The organism is Nocardia asteroides, from assembly GCF_900637185.1.
Classification (GTDB): domain Bacteria; phylum Actinomycetota; class Actinomycetes; order Mycobacteriales; family Mycobacteriaceae; genus Nocardia; species Nocardia asteroides.
Genome location: NZ_LR134352.1, coordinates 4955394 through 4968126, shown reverse-complemented (window position 1 = coordinate 4968126; position 12733 = coordinate 4955394). Strand labels below are relative to the sequence as shown.

Below are 12733 nucleotides of genomic sequence, written 5' to 3'. Positions count from 1 at the left end.
GCCGCTATCGTGGCGCCGCCGCACCGCGGCGACGTGCTACACCCAACAGCAGTACGCCCACCACGAGCAGCAGCACGGCGATGACATTCCACGCCCAGTCGTAGGGTACGATGTCGACCTCATAGCGGATCTGGTGCAACCGCATCAGCTTGTGCTGAACGGTGCCGTCATAGAGCTCGAACCCGCCTAGTTGTGATGTCCAGGGAGGTTGGTCAGTCGGGTGACCGGTGGCCGACCTCCGATCGCGGAGTGGGCTCGATGGTGATTGTAGAAGTGCAACCAGCCCGGTAGTGCTGTGTTGCGTTGTTCGGTCGAATCGTAGAGCCGGGCATAAGCCCAGCCCTCTCCCAGAGTGCGGTGGAATCGCTCGATCTTGCCGTTGGTCTGCGGCCGGTAGGGACGGGTCCGTTTATGCCTGATCCCGAGCTCGGTGCAGGCATCACGCCAGGCATGTGATTTATAGGCTGATCCGTTGTCGGACAATACTTTCTCGACGGTGACACCCCGCTCGGCGTACCAGGTGACCGCGCGTTGCAGTACCCCGATCGCGGTGACCGCCTTCTCGTCGGTGCAGATCTCGGCGTAGGCCAGGCGGGAGTGATCATCGATGACGGTATGGACGTAAGCCGTGCCGATGACGGGCCGGTAAGCGGCGCCGCGTTCCCCGGTTCGCTTGCTCTGGGCGCGGTGCAGGTAACGGTGCCCGCCGGCGTCGGGGATGTTGGCGAACTTGGTGACATCGACGTGGATCATCGAGCCGGGGTGGGCATGTTCGTAGCGGCGCAGCGGTTCACCGGTGACACGGTCGATGCGCGACAAACGGTTGATTCGGCAGCGAACCAGTACTGCGTGCACGGTCGAGGCCGGCATCGCGAGTCGGCCCGCGATCTAGATCGGACCCAACCGGTGCCGCCAACGCAATGCCACGATGCGTCGCACCAGGTGTGGTGGTGTTTTGTTCGGTTGTGTGGTTGGTCGTGAGCTGCGGTCGACCATCCCGGTCGGGCCTTCGACGCGGTAGCGGTCGGCCCATTTCCCGGCCGTCCGCGCAGACACCATGAACAGCTTGCCTGCTGCTGTGTATGTCCAGCCGCGGTCGACGATCAGTTGGGCCAGGCGTAGTCGTGCTCGTGGAGTCAGGGCTGCGTTAGCGTGGGACACGAAGGCCTCCGGGTTGTGGTGAAGCGGTTCCTAGACAGCTCCACTTCACTACCGGGGGCCTTCGCCTGTCACATCGACTTACCCGCGGGGAGCGGGACAACCTCCCTGGACATCACACCTAGTCCGAGGAAGATCCCAGCGGCCCGACCCCACCAATATCGGCGAACGGTGATCGATGGAACGCCGCATCGACATCCACTATCGATTCCTGAATGTCGGTGCCGCAGTATCAGACCGCGACGACTCAGCAACTGAACCTGACCGCAGCTCCTAGGGCACAGCGTGGTAGTCGGATAGGGCGAACTGAGTCATTTGGCTACGGAATTGTCGAGCCAAGCCCGGGAAAGCCGCGGGATTAAAACCATCTTCCCCGACAGGCCAAGTAACGCATCCAGAGTTCCAAGTCGTGCGAGCCAAGTGCCGTTGAACAACCGCGTTGAATCGGTCCTGCGCTGACTTTCGTACATCAATATATCGGAGCCCCCATCGCTCCAGCGTCCGCACCGACTCTACGATGTAATCTATCTGCGCCTCCAGATAGGCTAGGGCTGTGCAGAAATACGGACCGGAGTTCGGTCCGAAAGTGAAATGTAGGTTGGGATACCCAGAAAGATGTATGCTCTTGTACGCGTAAACTCCTTCGACCCATTCTTCCTGGAGGAGACGTGCGCCACAACCACGAACCGGGAATGGTACTCCAGCCTCGCCGGGTGCATCGAAAACGATCGTATCGAAGCGGCGCTCGACGCCATCAACCGTGAGGATTCCGTGCTCCGTAAGCCGAATGATCGGGAAGGTGAGGAGTCTGCAGTTGTCCCGATCTAGAGCCGGTAAGAAATCATTTGAGATGAGCAATCGCGGACGGCACGCCCGGTTGTCCGGTGCGAGCTGCCGTCGCGCCCATCTATCTTTGACCTGAAGCCTCAACTGGATTTTAGATACCTGTTCCAGCGCGGTGGTGAGACCTGTTGTTCGAACCAAACCGTATCCGATAGACTCGTACGCCCAGAAGTGGGCACTCCGGGCTAGATCCTCGGCCAGCGGTAGTTTCTCGAATAGCGAACGTCTCCACCCTGCCGTCCCGTACTGCGGGTGGGGAAGAACCCATCGCGGTGCACTCTGAAATACGGTGACGTGGCGGGCTCGGTCCACCAACTCCGGGATCATCTGGACTGCATTGGTGCCGGTACCGACGACTGCCACCGTCAGTCCGGTTACATCCATACCGGCGTCCCATCGGGTACCGTCTATCTTGTGGCCACGAAAGTCGTCGGCGCCCACGATCTCGCGCCTGCTTGCGTTCGAGAACGGCACAGTCGCCACCACGACCGAGCGGGCAGTGATGCTCTCCTCCTCGCCACTGCTGGTCGAGACACGCACATGCCAGGTCCCTCGAGCCTCGTCGAAGTCGAGTCCGTTTACGTTGTACCCGTAGCGAATCCGTCCATCGAGACCATGCCGGGTGATCACGCCGCGCATGTAGGCACGGACGTCTACGCCCGGCGTATACCTATGGCTCCAGGCGGGATCCCGTGTGAACCAGAACGACCGCAGTACTGACGGACGACCGCAGGATGCGTCCGGATGAACGCTGTCGCGCCACTCACCGCCGGGCTCAGGTGCGCGCTCGAGAACCACGACGTCCTCGATCCCCGCGCACCGTAATCGGATCGCGGTGCCGATTCCCGAGAACCCGGCACCTATGATCACGACTCGTGTGGGACCGGGAATTGTTTGCCCGGGGTCATCGTCTGTCGGCCGCCCCTCGTCGATCATGCTGCGGCCACCGGTTGGTAAGTGAGCTCGTTGATCCAGGAAGGAGTCGAACCGAGCCATTGTTTAGGGTAGTGCTCAGTGATCGTCAACAGGGCATTGCCGAGTAGTCGATGATAAGGGTGCGACTGGTCCATGACCATTTCACCGTAGTACTTGACGAGTTGGTAGATCGGATTGCGGCGGGTGGCGACGCTCCGGTCACCGATAATGCCGAACTTCCGAATCGCGTCGAAGAGCATCTGTTCGTCGAGTCCCATCGCGATGATGCTGTCGTGCATACGGGTCAGCAGGGGCAACCCGGTGAGGATGCCGATGAGTAGGGATGGGCGCAGCGCGGCGCCGGCGGCTTCGATCAGCAGTCGGTGTATCGGCCCCGCTCCAATCATGTCCAGCACATGGAAATCCACAGCTAGGTGACGGGACTCATCGGCATTGATCCGCTGAAAGACCTTGTGGCACAGGGGATCCTGGATCTCCTCAAGTAGGAACTTCAACAGTGCTCCGTCGAGTGCCACCTCGAGCATCGGAATCGCTGAGCCTAGTACGGACAGCGGCAGATCATCTGCGTAGCTGTCCAGCCATTCTATGGCTAGTCGGATATTGATATTCGGTTCTGGGATCTCGTCGTCATCGAGCATTCCCCAACGGCGCATGAGGGCCAGCTCGGCGTTTGCGTGCTTTTGTTCCTCGGCCTGGAAGTAGCGGTAGATCTCAGCTAGCGTACTGTCCTTGGTTTGACGGCCGAGCGCGACGAAGGCGCGCGAGCCGACCTGCTCGATCCAGACCAGATCGGACATGAATTGCTTGACCTGCGGGAGCTGCTCGGCCGTTATCGTGTCCGCGCCGGGCTCCCCCCAGTCGAAGTCGCCGAGTGCCCATTGGCGTTGTTTTATGATTTCCAAGGTGTGCGGCAAATCGATTGACATCGCTCTACTCCTTCGCAAATATGGACACAAAATCTTGGCCTGGTGTCCGGAGGCCGTGCATTTCGCAGCGGTAGCCGCTCACGTGTGGCATTGTCGGACAAAACTCTTGGAACTCGTTCCAGTAGACGAAAACGCTCGTCGCTGGCGCATGCTGGCCGTGAGTAATCCGGCGCCGGGCGAAGGCCGCGGCGCAGCGGGGTCTCCTGAAATCGCGGGCCCGTGCGCGCCATTTGCGTCCGTTAGCGAGGTCGAGGCCGGCGAGGGGGGAGGTGTCAGGCGATCGCAGCTGCGATTAGGCGTACGTCCTGGCCATGAATCGACGGGCAGAGGCCCCGCCTCGGGTACTCCGCGATGGCGATTTGAAAGCCCTCTAATCGCGTGGCGGACCACCGACAGGCCCGCCATCCATGGTCGTGCGCACCAGGAGAGCGACACCGTCGGGGCGTTCGGCGCACGACCGAGGGCACCGGGAAAGGCAGATCGTGCGGAGAGCTCAGACGTCAGTCTGCTGTGGGCGGGCAGTGAACAAGCCGCGAGCGTAGCGGCGTGAACGCAGGGGAGTGTAGGTCCGCAATGCTTGACACCGGGAGCGTGAACTGCGCCACCAAGTGAGCAAGCAGCCCCGAAACGCGTGCGCACAAGCGAGACCGCCGACGCCCACACCGCACTTCGGACACCGCTTCCAATGATGACTATTGCAAGGCCAGAGCACTCCCTCTCCGATAGGGCCAGTCCCGAGGCGACGACATCCGACGATGAGGACCCGCGCGTGTTGGTCCTCATCCATTCGTTCGTCGTCAGCCCGGACTTGCACCGGGGCGCCCCGTTGCGTACCACAGGAACGATGGTACTCACCTAGTATGATCGTTTCAATGCCCACGTCAGGGGTTTGAAAGTATGGCGTACGGAGGTTCATTGGGTGCATACTCAACGGTCGACCAACGACCCCTGCCCACATGACACCCGGCGACGTTGCCCGGCTCGAAGGATCCGATCACGACGATGAACTACACCAGGTTGCTTCTGAAGGCCATCGCGGTGATCCGGACGCCGTCGCCGTCTGGGACCTCGGAACGTATCCTCGACGCCGGGCTAAGGCAATTCGAAGTTGTCGGGATCAGCCGCACACGGATCGAAGACATCGCTCGTCGCGCACGGCTGGCACGTGTGACGCTGTACCGACACTTCCCGAGCAAGGGGCGCATTGTCGAGGCGGTGATTCTGCGAGAACTCGCCAGGTTCCTCGTTGAGTTGGAAGCAGAGGTGTCAAATCATCAGGATCTCGAGGAGAAGATCGTCGAAGGATTCGTTTTCACGCTGAAGGCAGTACGGGGGCACGCCCTGCTCAACAGGCTGTTGGAGACCGAGCCGGAGTCACTACTGCCGTTTCTCACGATCGAGGCAGGGGGTCTTGTCGCGACCGCGTCGAACTTTCTGGCCGACCAACTCGCGCAAGAAGTTGATGCTGCCCGCACGGATGTCGAACTTCACGTGGTTTCCGAGCTGACTGTCCGCGTGATCCTGTCGTTCGTGCTGACCCCATCGACCCGCATATCCCTCGATACCCCTGAGGGTGCGCGCCGATTCGCGCGCCGCCACCTCCTGCCTCAGCTGCGTGACGACTCAGTTGGCGGTAGCGCGACATAATGTCAGATCTGTATCGCTGCCCGGCCGCAGAGATGCGCACCGGTAGAGGACAGAGGGGGATGCGCTCCTCGACGAAGTAGCGGCATACTTGTTGTGGTGACGACGAAATCTGCACGTCGCGGCGCGCGATTCTCGGCCCTGGGTAGCACCCGGGATGCCCTACTTGATGCCGCAGAGTTCTGCTTCGAAGAGGTCGGATTCTCGGCGACGACGATGGAGGACATCGCTCGGCAGGCCGGCGTCTCTCGGGCCACGGTGTACCGGCACTTCGCGAACCGTGAATCGGTGGTCTCGGGCGTCGTCCTGCGGACGGCCGGCCGCTACCTCGACGGGATTGGCGGGCCACTCGCCGGACAGCCTGATCTCGCATCTGCCGTGCTGGTCTTCGTAGAGACCACTGTTCACGCCGCCAGCCGAGAGAAGTCGATTTCCGCTCTGTTCGTCAGCGATGATCGCCTCGCTGGAATCGGTCTGACAGAGTCCACATCGGTCGCCCTCTTCGAACTCGTCACCGAGTTCCTGCGACCGGTATTCACCCGTCACCGCGATGACCTGCAGCCGGGGATCTCAGTGGACGACGCCGCGGAGTGGATCCTGCGGACGATCCTCAGCCTGCTCACCGTGCGCGGTCCGAGACGACGCAGCCCTGCTGGCCTCCGTGCGTACCTTTGCCGCTGCCTCCTGCCTGCCATCGTCGTACCAGCGTCTACCGAATTGGATCGGCACCGCTGTCACGACGACGTGCAGATCGGCAATGCAGGTGACACAAATCTGCAGTAGTGTCACCTTGGGCAGTAGTGTCACCTTGGGGCAGGTCAACGCAGAGACGGAGGAGGCTCCGATGGAATTCCCGCAGTTCGACCCCCGAGTTGCTGGGCAGGTGCTCGGCGCAGCAACGGATGTGGGCGGCATCTCGGCTTATCTCGGATTTCGTCATGCCGAACTGAGCGCCGGTCGGTTGATCGCCGAGATGGAGGTGCGAGACGAGCTCCTTACCCCCTTCCGTACATTGCATGGTGGCTGCCTGTCAGCCATGGTCGACCATTGCCTGGGTGTTGTCTTTTATCCGGTGATCCCGACCGGCTGCTGGGTCGCGACAACCGAGTTCAAGATCAATCTTCTGCGGCCGGTCACGGCTGGCGTATGCATCGCCACGGCAGATGTCATTGCCCTGACCAGGCGATCGGGCGTCGCACGCATCGACATCACCAACGACGGCAGGCCAGTGTGCGCCGCTCAGGGAACGGTTACGATCGTCAGCGACGGGGGCGGCAGCTCGTGACGGATGGCATTATCGAGATGCAGGTACTGGCTCGTGACGGAATCACGCTGGCGGCCGACTACTATCCCCATGGTTCCAACCAGCAGGTTGTGATCCTGCTGCATGGAGGTGGGCAGAGTCGTCACGCCTGGACCACCTCAGCGCTCCGCCTGCGCGATCGCGGCTACACAGTAGTTGCATACGATGCACGTGGGCACGGCGACAGTGACTGGGCCCCCGACGGACGATACGACGTCGAGCACCTTGTCGATGACCTGCTCATAATGCGAGAACGATTCTGCACCGAGGACGCGCCCGCGGTCGTCGGAGCATCATTGGGCGGGATGACCGTTCTTGCCGCGCACCTGCTTGCGCCCCCCGAGTTGTGGGGAGCGGTGGTGCTGGTCGACGTGACCCCACGGATGGAGTTCGATGGCGCTCGACGCATCGTCTCGTTTATGTCCGCGCATCCTGACGGATTCGCGAACCTCGAAAACGCTGCCGACGTCATCGCGGCATACAACCCGCACCGCGAACGACCGGTGCGGCTTGAGGGCCTTTACAAGGTACTGCGGCAACGAGCCGACGGTCGATGGGTGTGGCGATGGGATCCCGCCTTCATCACGAGTCGTTTTCAGGCGTTGCAACAGGACGCGTCTGCCGGTGCCGAGCAATTCGACACACTTGTAGAATTGCTCGTCGCGGGTGCGGGTAGAGTCGTCGCGCCGACCCTGCTCGTGCGCGGTGCCCTGTCCGATCTGGTATCGCAGGAGACCGTTGCAGAATTCCTGGAAATTGTGCCGCACGCGGAGACGACCGATGTCTCCGGAACTGGCCATATGGTGGCAGGAGATGACAATGACGCATTCACGCAGGTTGTCACCGACTTCCTCGGACGCACCCTATAGGCCCGATCGCTTCCGGCGGTTGGATGCTGGTCATGGCGCCTTGCACGACACCATTGCCAAGGGAACGCCTGCTGACGGGCTGTTCTCTGATTGCAAGAAGGCACATCGCGACTTGCAAAGGCCAGGCGGCTGAAGGGTGAGAGGCCCATCAGCCGCATATGACGCCGGCCAGAGATAGCGGGAGAGGCGCGGACTTGAGGTCGCTAGCGATGGCCAACTGGCGATAGTGCGCGGCCTGGGCAGCATTGCATGTGCTCTCCGTTCGTCCTGCTTGTGCTGGCACCAGCCTTGCCCCTTTGAGCCAGTTCGGGCAGTTTGGAGACCAATCTCAACCGTGTCACAGAATGACGCCGGGCCGTCGGCAAACCGTCACGGGTTGAGGACCGCCTTGGGCTGTCTAGGAATTCTGTCCGCTGAGTTGTGAGTTTCCAACCGTTCGATGGACGGATCTCCGCTCATGCCGATGATGTACTCCCCACAATTCCGTGAAAGCGCTGTCGCTCTGGTCGTCGATAAAGGACGCAGGGTCGCCGATGTCGCCCGTGATCTGGAGTCACCGAGCCACGCTGTAGCGGTGGAACACCAGGCCCGCGGTGAGGCCCCCGGGACATCCATGGACGAATCGGCGCAACTGAGGGATGCGCTGAACAGGATCAAGCAACTCGAGGAGGAGCTGCGAGCGACTCGGGGTTGGCCGCGAAGGTTTTCGACGACCCACGCTCGGCTCAAAAGGCGGTCCCCGGCTGTCTCGACCTTGACCGGGCAAGGAATCAGCATCCGCACCACCAGCCGTGTGCTCGGCGTGTCCGAGCGCGGCTACCGCCATCACCGCAACCGATCACCCAGCCAACGCCGACTGCGCCACGAGATGCTCGCCGAAACGATCCGGGCTATCCATCTGGCCTCCCGTGGCCGCTACGGCGTGCACCGCATGCACGCCGAGCTCACTATCGGCATGGGTATCGAGGTTGGCTCTGGACAGGTGCGCTCGATCATGAAACATCTTGGATCCAGGAGTCGTCGCAACGGCCGGACTATGAAGCGTCCATCAAAGCAGCCAAACGTTGGGCTGGTGTGTCGCAGTCGAGAATTTTTCTGTGGACGGCCGGTGAGTTCCTCGGCGACCTCGGTTCTGCCGCAGAGTACCATTGGTGTCTTTCGTTGCTGCCGCGCTGCCACAGTGCGCCGGGATCGGCGAAGAAGACGCGAATGTCGGTGGCCATGGGAAAGGGATCGGTGCTCGGCTGTCTCGGCATCCTGGTCCCAAGTCGCGGTGCGGTGGGGGGTCGCGGGTAGTTCGGTGACGGCGGCGATGAGGCTGTCGCGGACGACTTCGGCGGTCCGTTCGGCGCCGAGGTGTCCGAGGACGAGATAGCGCTTCAGAGTTTCTGGATCGAGGAGCCAGGAACCGGGCCGCTGCCGCGGGAGTTTCGCCTGACGTCGGCTATCGGTGGGTTCATCGGGCTGGAGGCTCGACGCCGCGTCCGACGCCACGGGTGTATATGCGGAGCAAGACGCGATGTTCGATACCTCGAGCTCTTCCGCAACCGGCAGCGGCGGCATAGCGGCATCGGAATGCTGACCTCGATGGAGTACGAGAACGCAACCATCGTGGCATGAGGTCCACGGCTCCGTGAAACCAGGGTAAGACCAGACCTAGAAGACCGGCCGAGACAGATTCCATCATGGCTGGCGGAAGCACTCGCGCCCGCATGAAGTTAACTGTAGTTTTGCTCATGCCATCTCGGTCACCTTGCGCGAGTGATGATGGGCCAGGTCTTCCCCGGACCGTTCTCCCGGCAGATTCTGCTGTGTATGCATGGAGACTGCTCGAAAATGGAGTTACGGGAAGGCTTCGAGACGGTCATGCGGCGATGAAGGGGCATATCGCGGTCGGCGAGACCGCGCTGATGGGTCTGGCGTGTCGGCGAGCTTGCATCCGGTGGAGGTCGCGAGCGACTCGAAATCCATCGCCAAGCGGCGATCGTCGGATCGGATCGCAAGTTAGCGGATCGATTGCTGTTACGCATCCGTTGGAGTCTGATGGTCTATTGACAGGGTGTGACCCAGGACGCATACTCGTACCTTGAGTATCTAGTACTTGCCGTAGCACACATGGAGGTGGCGTGGTCGTGATGGCGCACTTGGCCGCAACTCAGCAAGGCACAGCTTTCCGGCCAACACCAGCCGAGTGCGTCGGGTGCAAGATCGGCCGAACCGATGCGTTCTTTGCGCCCGCCGCCATCTCGGACAACGATGCGAGAGACGAGATGGGAATCTGCCGTGGTGCCTGCGCGTAGCGAGTTGTCGGCGTCGGCCCGAGTAATTCGTGAGAATTTATCCGGAACAGTGGTCTCTGGCCTCCGAACGTTTGGTCGGACTACGCGGATGGCGTATTCAGCCGCGATGGGTGCCGCGAGTGACATTGCCGGATTGAAGTTTCAATGGCGTGAGGCGCTGTATCAATCCTGGTACTTGATTACGGTTACCGCAATTCCGGCAATTCTAATGGCCGTGCCATTCGGGGTTATCGTCTCGGTTCAGGTCGGGAACCTGATCCATCAGATCGGCGCAGATTCGCTTCTCGGTGCAGCCGGCGGTTTGGGGGTAATAAAACAGGGCGCCCCCATGGCGACAGGATTGTTGCTGGGCGCGGCTGGCGCGGCCGCGATCGCGGCCGACTTGGGCGCCCGCAACATCCGTGAAGAGATCGACGCCATGCGAACGATGGGCATAAGTCCTATGCATCGCCTCGTGATTCCCCGGATGGTGGCGATGATTCTCGTTGCACCGATGCTCAATGTCTTGATCATCTTCGTAGGGGTCGTGGCGGGATATGCAGTCGCGGTCGGTCCTCAGGGGGTGACGCCCGGCAGCTATTGGGGAACCTTCGGATCCTTCACCGTAATGGCGGATATCGGCGTGTCGATTGTCAAGTCTGTGCTGTTCGGCTTCATCGTCGTGATGATCGCGTGCCAGCGGGGTCTTGAGGCCAAAGGTGGTCCACGTGGAGTAGCGGATGGCGTGAACGCGGCAGTTGTTCTCTCCGTCGTCTCTGTCGCTGTCGTGAATCTATTGGTCACTCAGTTGGTCTCAATGTTCCTTCCAACAAGGCTGGCATAGATGTCGGAGATGAAGTACACTCCCCCGCGGCTAGTGAAGGCCCGGCGAACTGCGGCGTCACTCGGGCACCGTGTCGTTCCGGTGGAGCCTCTAGGTTTCGTCCTCAATTTCATCTGGCAGGCATTGTCGGCGATACCGTTCACGCTCAAACGATATCGAGCGGAGACAATGCGCGCGATCACGGATATGACGTGGGGGCAAGGCTCGATCATCGTGGGCGGTGGAACGGTCCCGATGCTGGTGGTGCTGGGACTGGTCATCGGCGGCTCGGTCGGCGTCGAGTCATTCGCGACTCTAGACCTCATCAGTATGGGGCCGGTGTCAGGCATTGTCTCAGCCTTCGCCAACACCCGAGAGCTAGCGCCGATCGCGGCAGGAGTCGGATTCGCCGCACAAGCTGGGTGTCGTATAACCGCCCAAATCGGATCGATGCGGATCTCAGAGGAGATCGACGCCATCGAATCGCTTGGATTGCGATCGATTCCTTTCGTTGTAACGACCAGGATTGTTGCCGGCGCGGTGGCGATCGTTCCGACTTTTCTTATCGCGCTAATCCTCAGCTACGCGGCGTGCCGGACTGTGATCGTCCAGCTGCACGGCCAGGCCGCAGGTGTCTACGATCACTACTTCTATCAATTCATCAGCGGGTGGGATATCACTGCTGCTGTGATCAAAGTTCTGGTATTCGGGACGGCTGTCATCTTGATTCACAGTTATCAAGGGTTCTTCGCGACAGGCGGGCCGGAAGGCGTCGGAATTGCGTCCGGCCGTGCCGTCCGGGCAAGTTTTGTGGCGATCATCGGTCTAGACATGGTATTGACCATCCTCCTGTGGGGTGTCAACTCCGCGATCGAATTCACAGGGTGAGCGCCGATGTCTCGATATGAAATGCCGGGAGTATCGGCAACAAAGCGATCGTCGATTATTGTCGGTATGGTCGCCGTGCTGACGGCACTGTCAGTAGCGGCCGCTTGGACAGTTGGCAATGCGGCCCGCGGCGACAACCGAATGCTCGTGGTGTTGCGCACCGAGAAAATCGGAGACGGCGTCGGCGTGGGAACGCCGGTGCAGTTCGACGGTGTCGGCATCGGTGCCGTCACTGCCATCGGCTCAGGTGATGGGGCGAAACAGGTGACTTTGATGCTTGATCGAACAAACTCGAGCGGGCTCACCGACAGCCTTCTCGTAGACTACTCGCCGTCTAATCTCTTCGGTATCAGCGAGGTTGCGCTGAAACCGGGCGTTGGGGGCACACCCCTGCGAGACGGCGTTGTTATCGACCTGACGGGTCCTCGATCTGACAGGCAGCGAGATGCGACCATGGGTGTACTGATTCGGACAGTCGCGGAGACCACGGGAAGCCTCCTTACCCCGGAACTCACCGACGTGCTGGTGCGGGTTGCTACAGCGGCCCGCCAATTCACGCCACTGATGGAGGCGATTGTGGTATCCGGTCGGAACGTCGCTGAGACACGCTCTGTGCCGGTCTCGGCATTGCTGGAACAGTACGGCTCGATGCTTGTCGGCAGCGCATCGATGATCGACGGCACGGTAGGCCTGATATATCGACTCACCACCATCGAGATTCTGAATAACCAACGCGAACTATTCGACGCCACAGTCAGTGTTGTAGGCCAACGCTTCTTCCCCGCCCTCGCGGGAACGCTATTCACGGCGCAGGCGCATCTGTCAGAATACGCGGCAATGCTCACGCCGATTCTTGCAAGTGGCAGTCGAATGGTTTCGACGCCTGGTGTTTCGAGCATGCAGCTCTCCGAGATACTGTCGCGGCTGGATCGGTCGTTCACGTCGACGCCTAGTGGCCCGGTACTGAGTATCAAACTGATTCTCGATCTAGTTCCCGCGATTGCGGCGTCATCGCCGGAAACGTTGGTTCCGACACCGTATTTCGGGGGTGGTCGATGAACAGG

Annotated in this window: 11 protein-coding genes and 1 pseudogene; 8 read left to right on the top strand and 4 right to left on the bottom strand. The window is 61.0% G+C overall.

Features of this window, described 5'->3' with window-relative positions; all coding sequences use genetic code 11:
• Positions 1 to 4: 4 nt before the first annotated feature.
• From EL493_RS23185 to EL493_RS23170, 4 genes and pseudogenes are all read right to left on the bottom strand, one after another.
• A complete protein-coding gene (locus tag EL493_RS23185; RefSeq protein ID WP_081723039.1) occupies positions 5 to 145 on the bottom strand; it encodes a DUF2243 domain-containing protein in 141 nt (46 codons plus the stop codon).
• A gap of 41 nt (positions 146 to 186) precedes the next feature.
• Positions 187 to 1161, bottom strand: a pseudogene (locus EL493_RS23180) (IS481 family transposase).
• A gap of 270 nt (positions 1162 to 1431) precedes the next feature.
• Positions 1432 to 2871, bottom strand: a complete 1440-nt coding sequence (locus EL493_RS23175) for a flavin-containing monooxygenase (RefSeq protein WP_378671433.1) — start codon at positions 2869 to 2871, stop codon at positions 1432 to 1434.
• 62 nt (positions 2872 to 2933) lie between these two features.
• On the bottom strand, positions 2934 to 3863 hold the full coding sequence (locus EL493_RS23170) for a ferritin family protein (protein ID WP_022565911.1): 930 nt from the start codon (positions 3861 to 3863) through the stop codon (positions 2934 to 2936).
• 1002 nt (positions 3864 to 4865) lie between these two features.
• Between EL493_RS23170 and EL493_RS23165 the strand changes: the two genes are divergently transcribed.
• The 8 genes from EL493_RS23165 (at position 4866) to EL493_RS23130 (ending at position 12728) form a co-directional block, all read left to right on the top strand.
• The gene (locus tag EL493_RS23165) at positions 4866 to 5510 is read left to right on the top strand and encodes a TetR/AcrR family transcriptional regulator (RefSeq protein ID WP_022565909.1); all 645 of its coding nucleotides are present in this window, start codon (positions 4866 to 4868) and stop codon (positions 5508 to 5510) included.
• 96 nt (positions 5511 to 5606) lie between these two features.
• Positions 5607 to 6290: a TetR/AcrR family transcriptional regulator gene (locus tag EL493_RS23160; protein WP_081723035.1), complete on the top strand. Its 684-nt coding sequence runs from the start codon at positions 5607 to 5609 to the stop codon at positions 6288 to 6290.
• A 61-nt stretch (positions 6291 to 6351) separates the two neighbouring features.
• Positions 6352 to 6792 carry a PaaI family thioesterase gene (locus EL493_RS23155; protein WP_030204326.1) on the top strand — a complete coding sequence of 147 codons (441 nt, stop codon included), beginning with the start codon at positions 6352 to 6354 and terminating at the stop codon, positions 6790 to 6792.
• 17 nt (positions 6793 to 6809) lie between these two features.
• Positions 6810 to 7679, top strand: coding sequence for an alpha/beta fold hydrolase (locus tag EL493_RS23150; protein WP_022565907.1), 870 nt, complete (start codon positions 6810 to 6812; stop codon positions 7677 to 7679).
• A gap of 439 nt (positions 7680 to 8118) precedes the next feature.
• Positions 8119 to 9054 (top strand): IS3 family transposase, encoded by a 936-nt coding sequence (locus tag EL493_RS33915; RefSeq protein ID WP_081723032.1) that lies wholly within the window; start codon positions 8119 to 8121, stop codon positions 9052 to 9054.
• 1013 nt (positions 9055 to 10067) lie between these two features.
• Positions 10068 to 10802: an ABC transporter permease gene (locus EL493_RS23140; RefSeq protein WP_019050175.1), complete on the top strand. Its 735-nt coding sequence runs from the start codon at positions 10068 to 10070 to the stop codon at positions 10800 to 10802.
• Positions 10803 to 11669 carry an ABC transporter permease gene (locus EL493_RS23135; RefSeq protein ID WP_022565903.1) on the top strand — a complete coding sequence of 289 codons (867 nt, stop codon included), beginning with the start codon at positions 10803 to 10805 and terminating at the stop codon, positions 11667 to 11669.
• 66 nt (positions 11670 to 11735) lie between these two features.
• A complete protein-coding gene (locus tag EL493_RS23130) occupies positions 11736 to 12728 on the top strand; it encodes an MlaD family protein (protein ID WP_022565902.1) in 993 nt (330 codons plus the stop codon).
• The last annotated feature ends 5 nt before the right edge of the window (positions 12729 to 12733 follow it).

Coding starts and splice junctions, on each gene's coding strand:
- EL493_RS23170 (WP_022565911.1), bottom strand. CDS start 3,863: ATGTCAATCGATTTGCCGCACACCTTGGAAATCATAAAACAACGCCAA.
- EL493_RS23185 (WP_081723039.1), bottom strand. CDS start 145: ATGCGGTTGCACCAGATCCGCTATGAGGTCGACATCGTACCCTACGAC.
- EL493_RS23155 (WP_030204326.1), top strand. CDS start 6,352: ATGGAATTCCCGCAGTTCGACCCCCGAGTTGCTGGGCAGGTGCTCGGC.
- EL493_RS33915 (WP_081723032.1), top strand. CDS start 8,119: ATGGACGGATCTCCGCTCATGCCGATGATGTACTCCCCACAATTCCGT.
- EL493_RS23165 (WP_022565909.1), top strand. CDS start 4,866: ATGAACTACACCAGGTTGCTTCTGAAGGCCATCGCGGTGATCCGGACG.
- EL493_RS23140 (WP_019050175.1), top strand. CDS start 10,068: ATGGCGTATTCAGCCGCGATGGGTGCCGCGAGTGACATTGCCGGATTG.
- EL493_RS23150 (WP_022565907.1), top strand. CDS start 6,810: ATGCAGGTACTGGCTCGTGACGGAATCACGCTGGCGGCCGACTACTAT.
- EL493_RS23130 (WP_022565902.1), top strand. CDS start 11,736: ATGGTCGCCGTGCTGACGGCACTGTCAGTAGCGGCCGCTTGGACAGTT.
- EL493_RS23135 (WP_022565903.1), top strand. CDS start 10,803: ATGTCGGAGATGAAGTACACTCCCCCGCGGCTAGTGAAGGCCCGGCGA.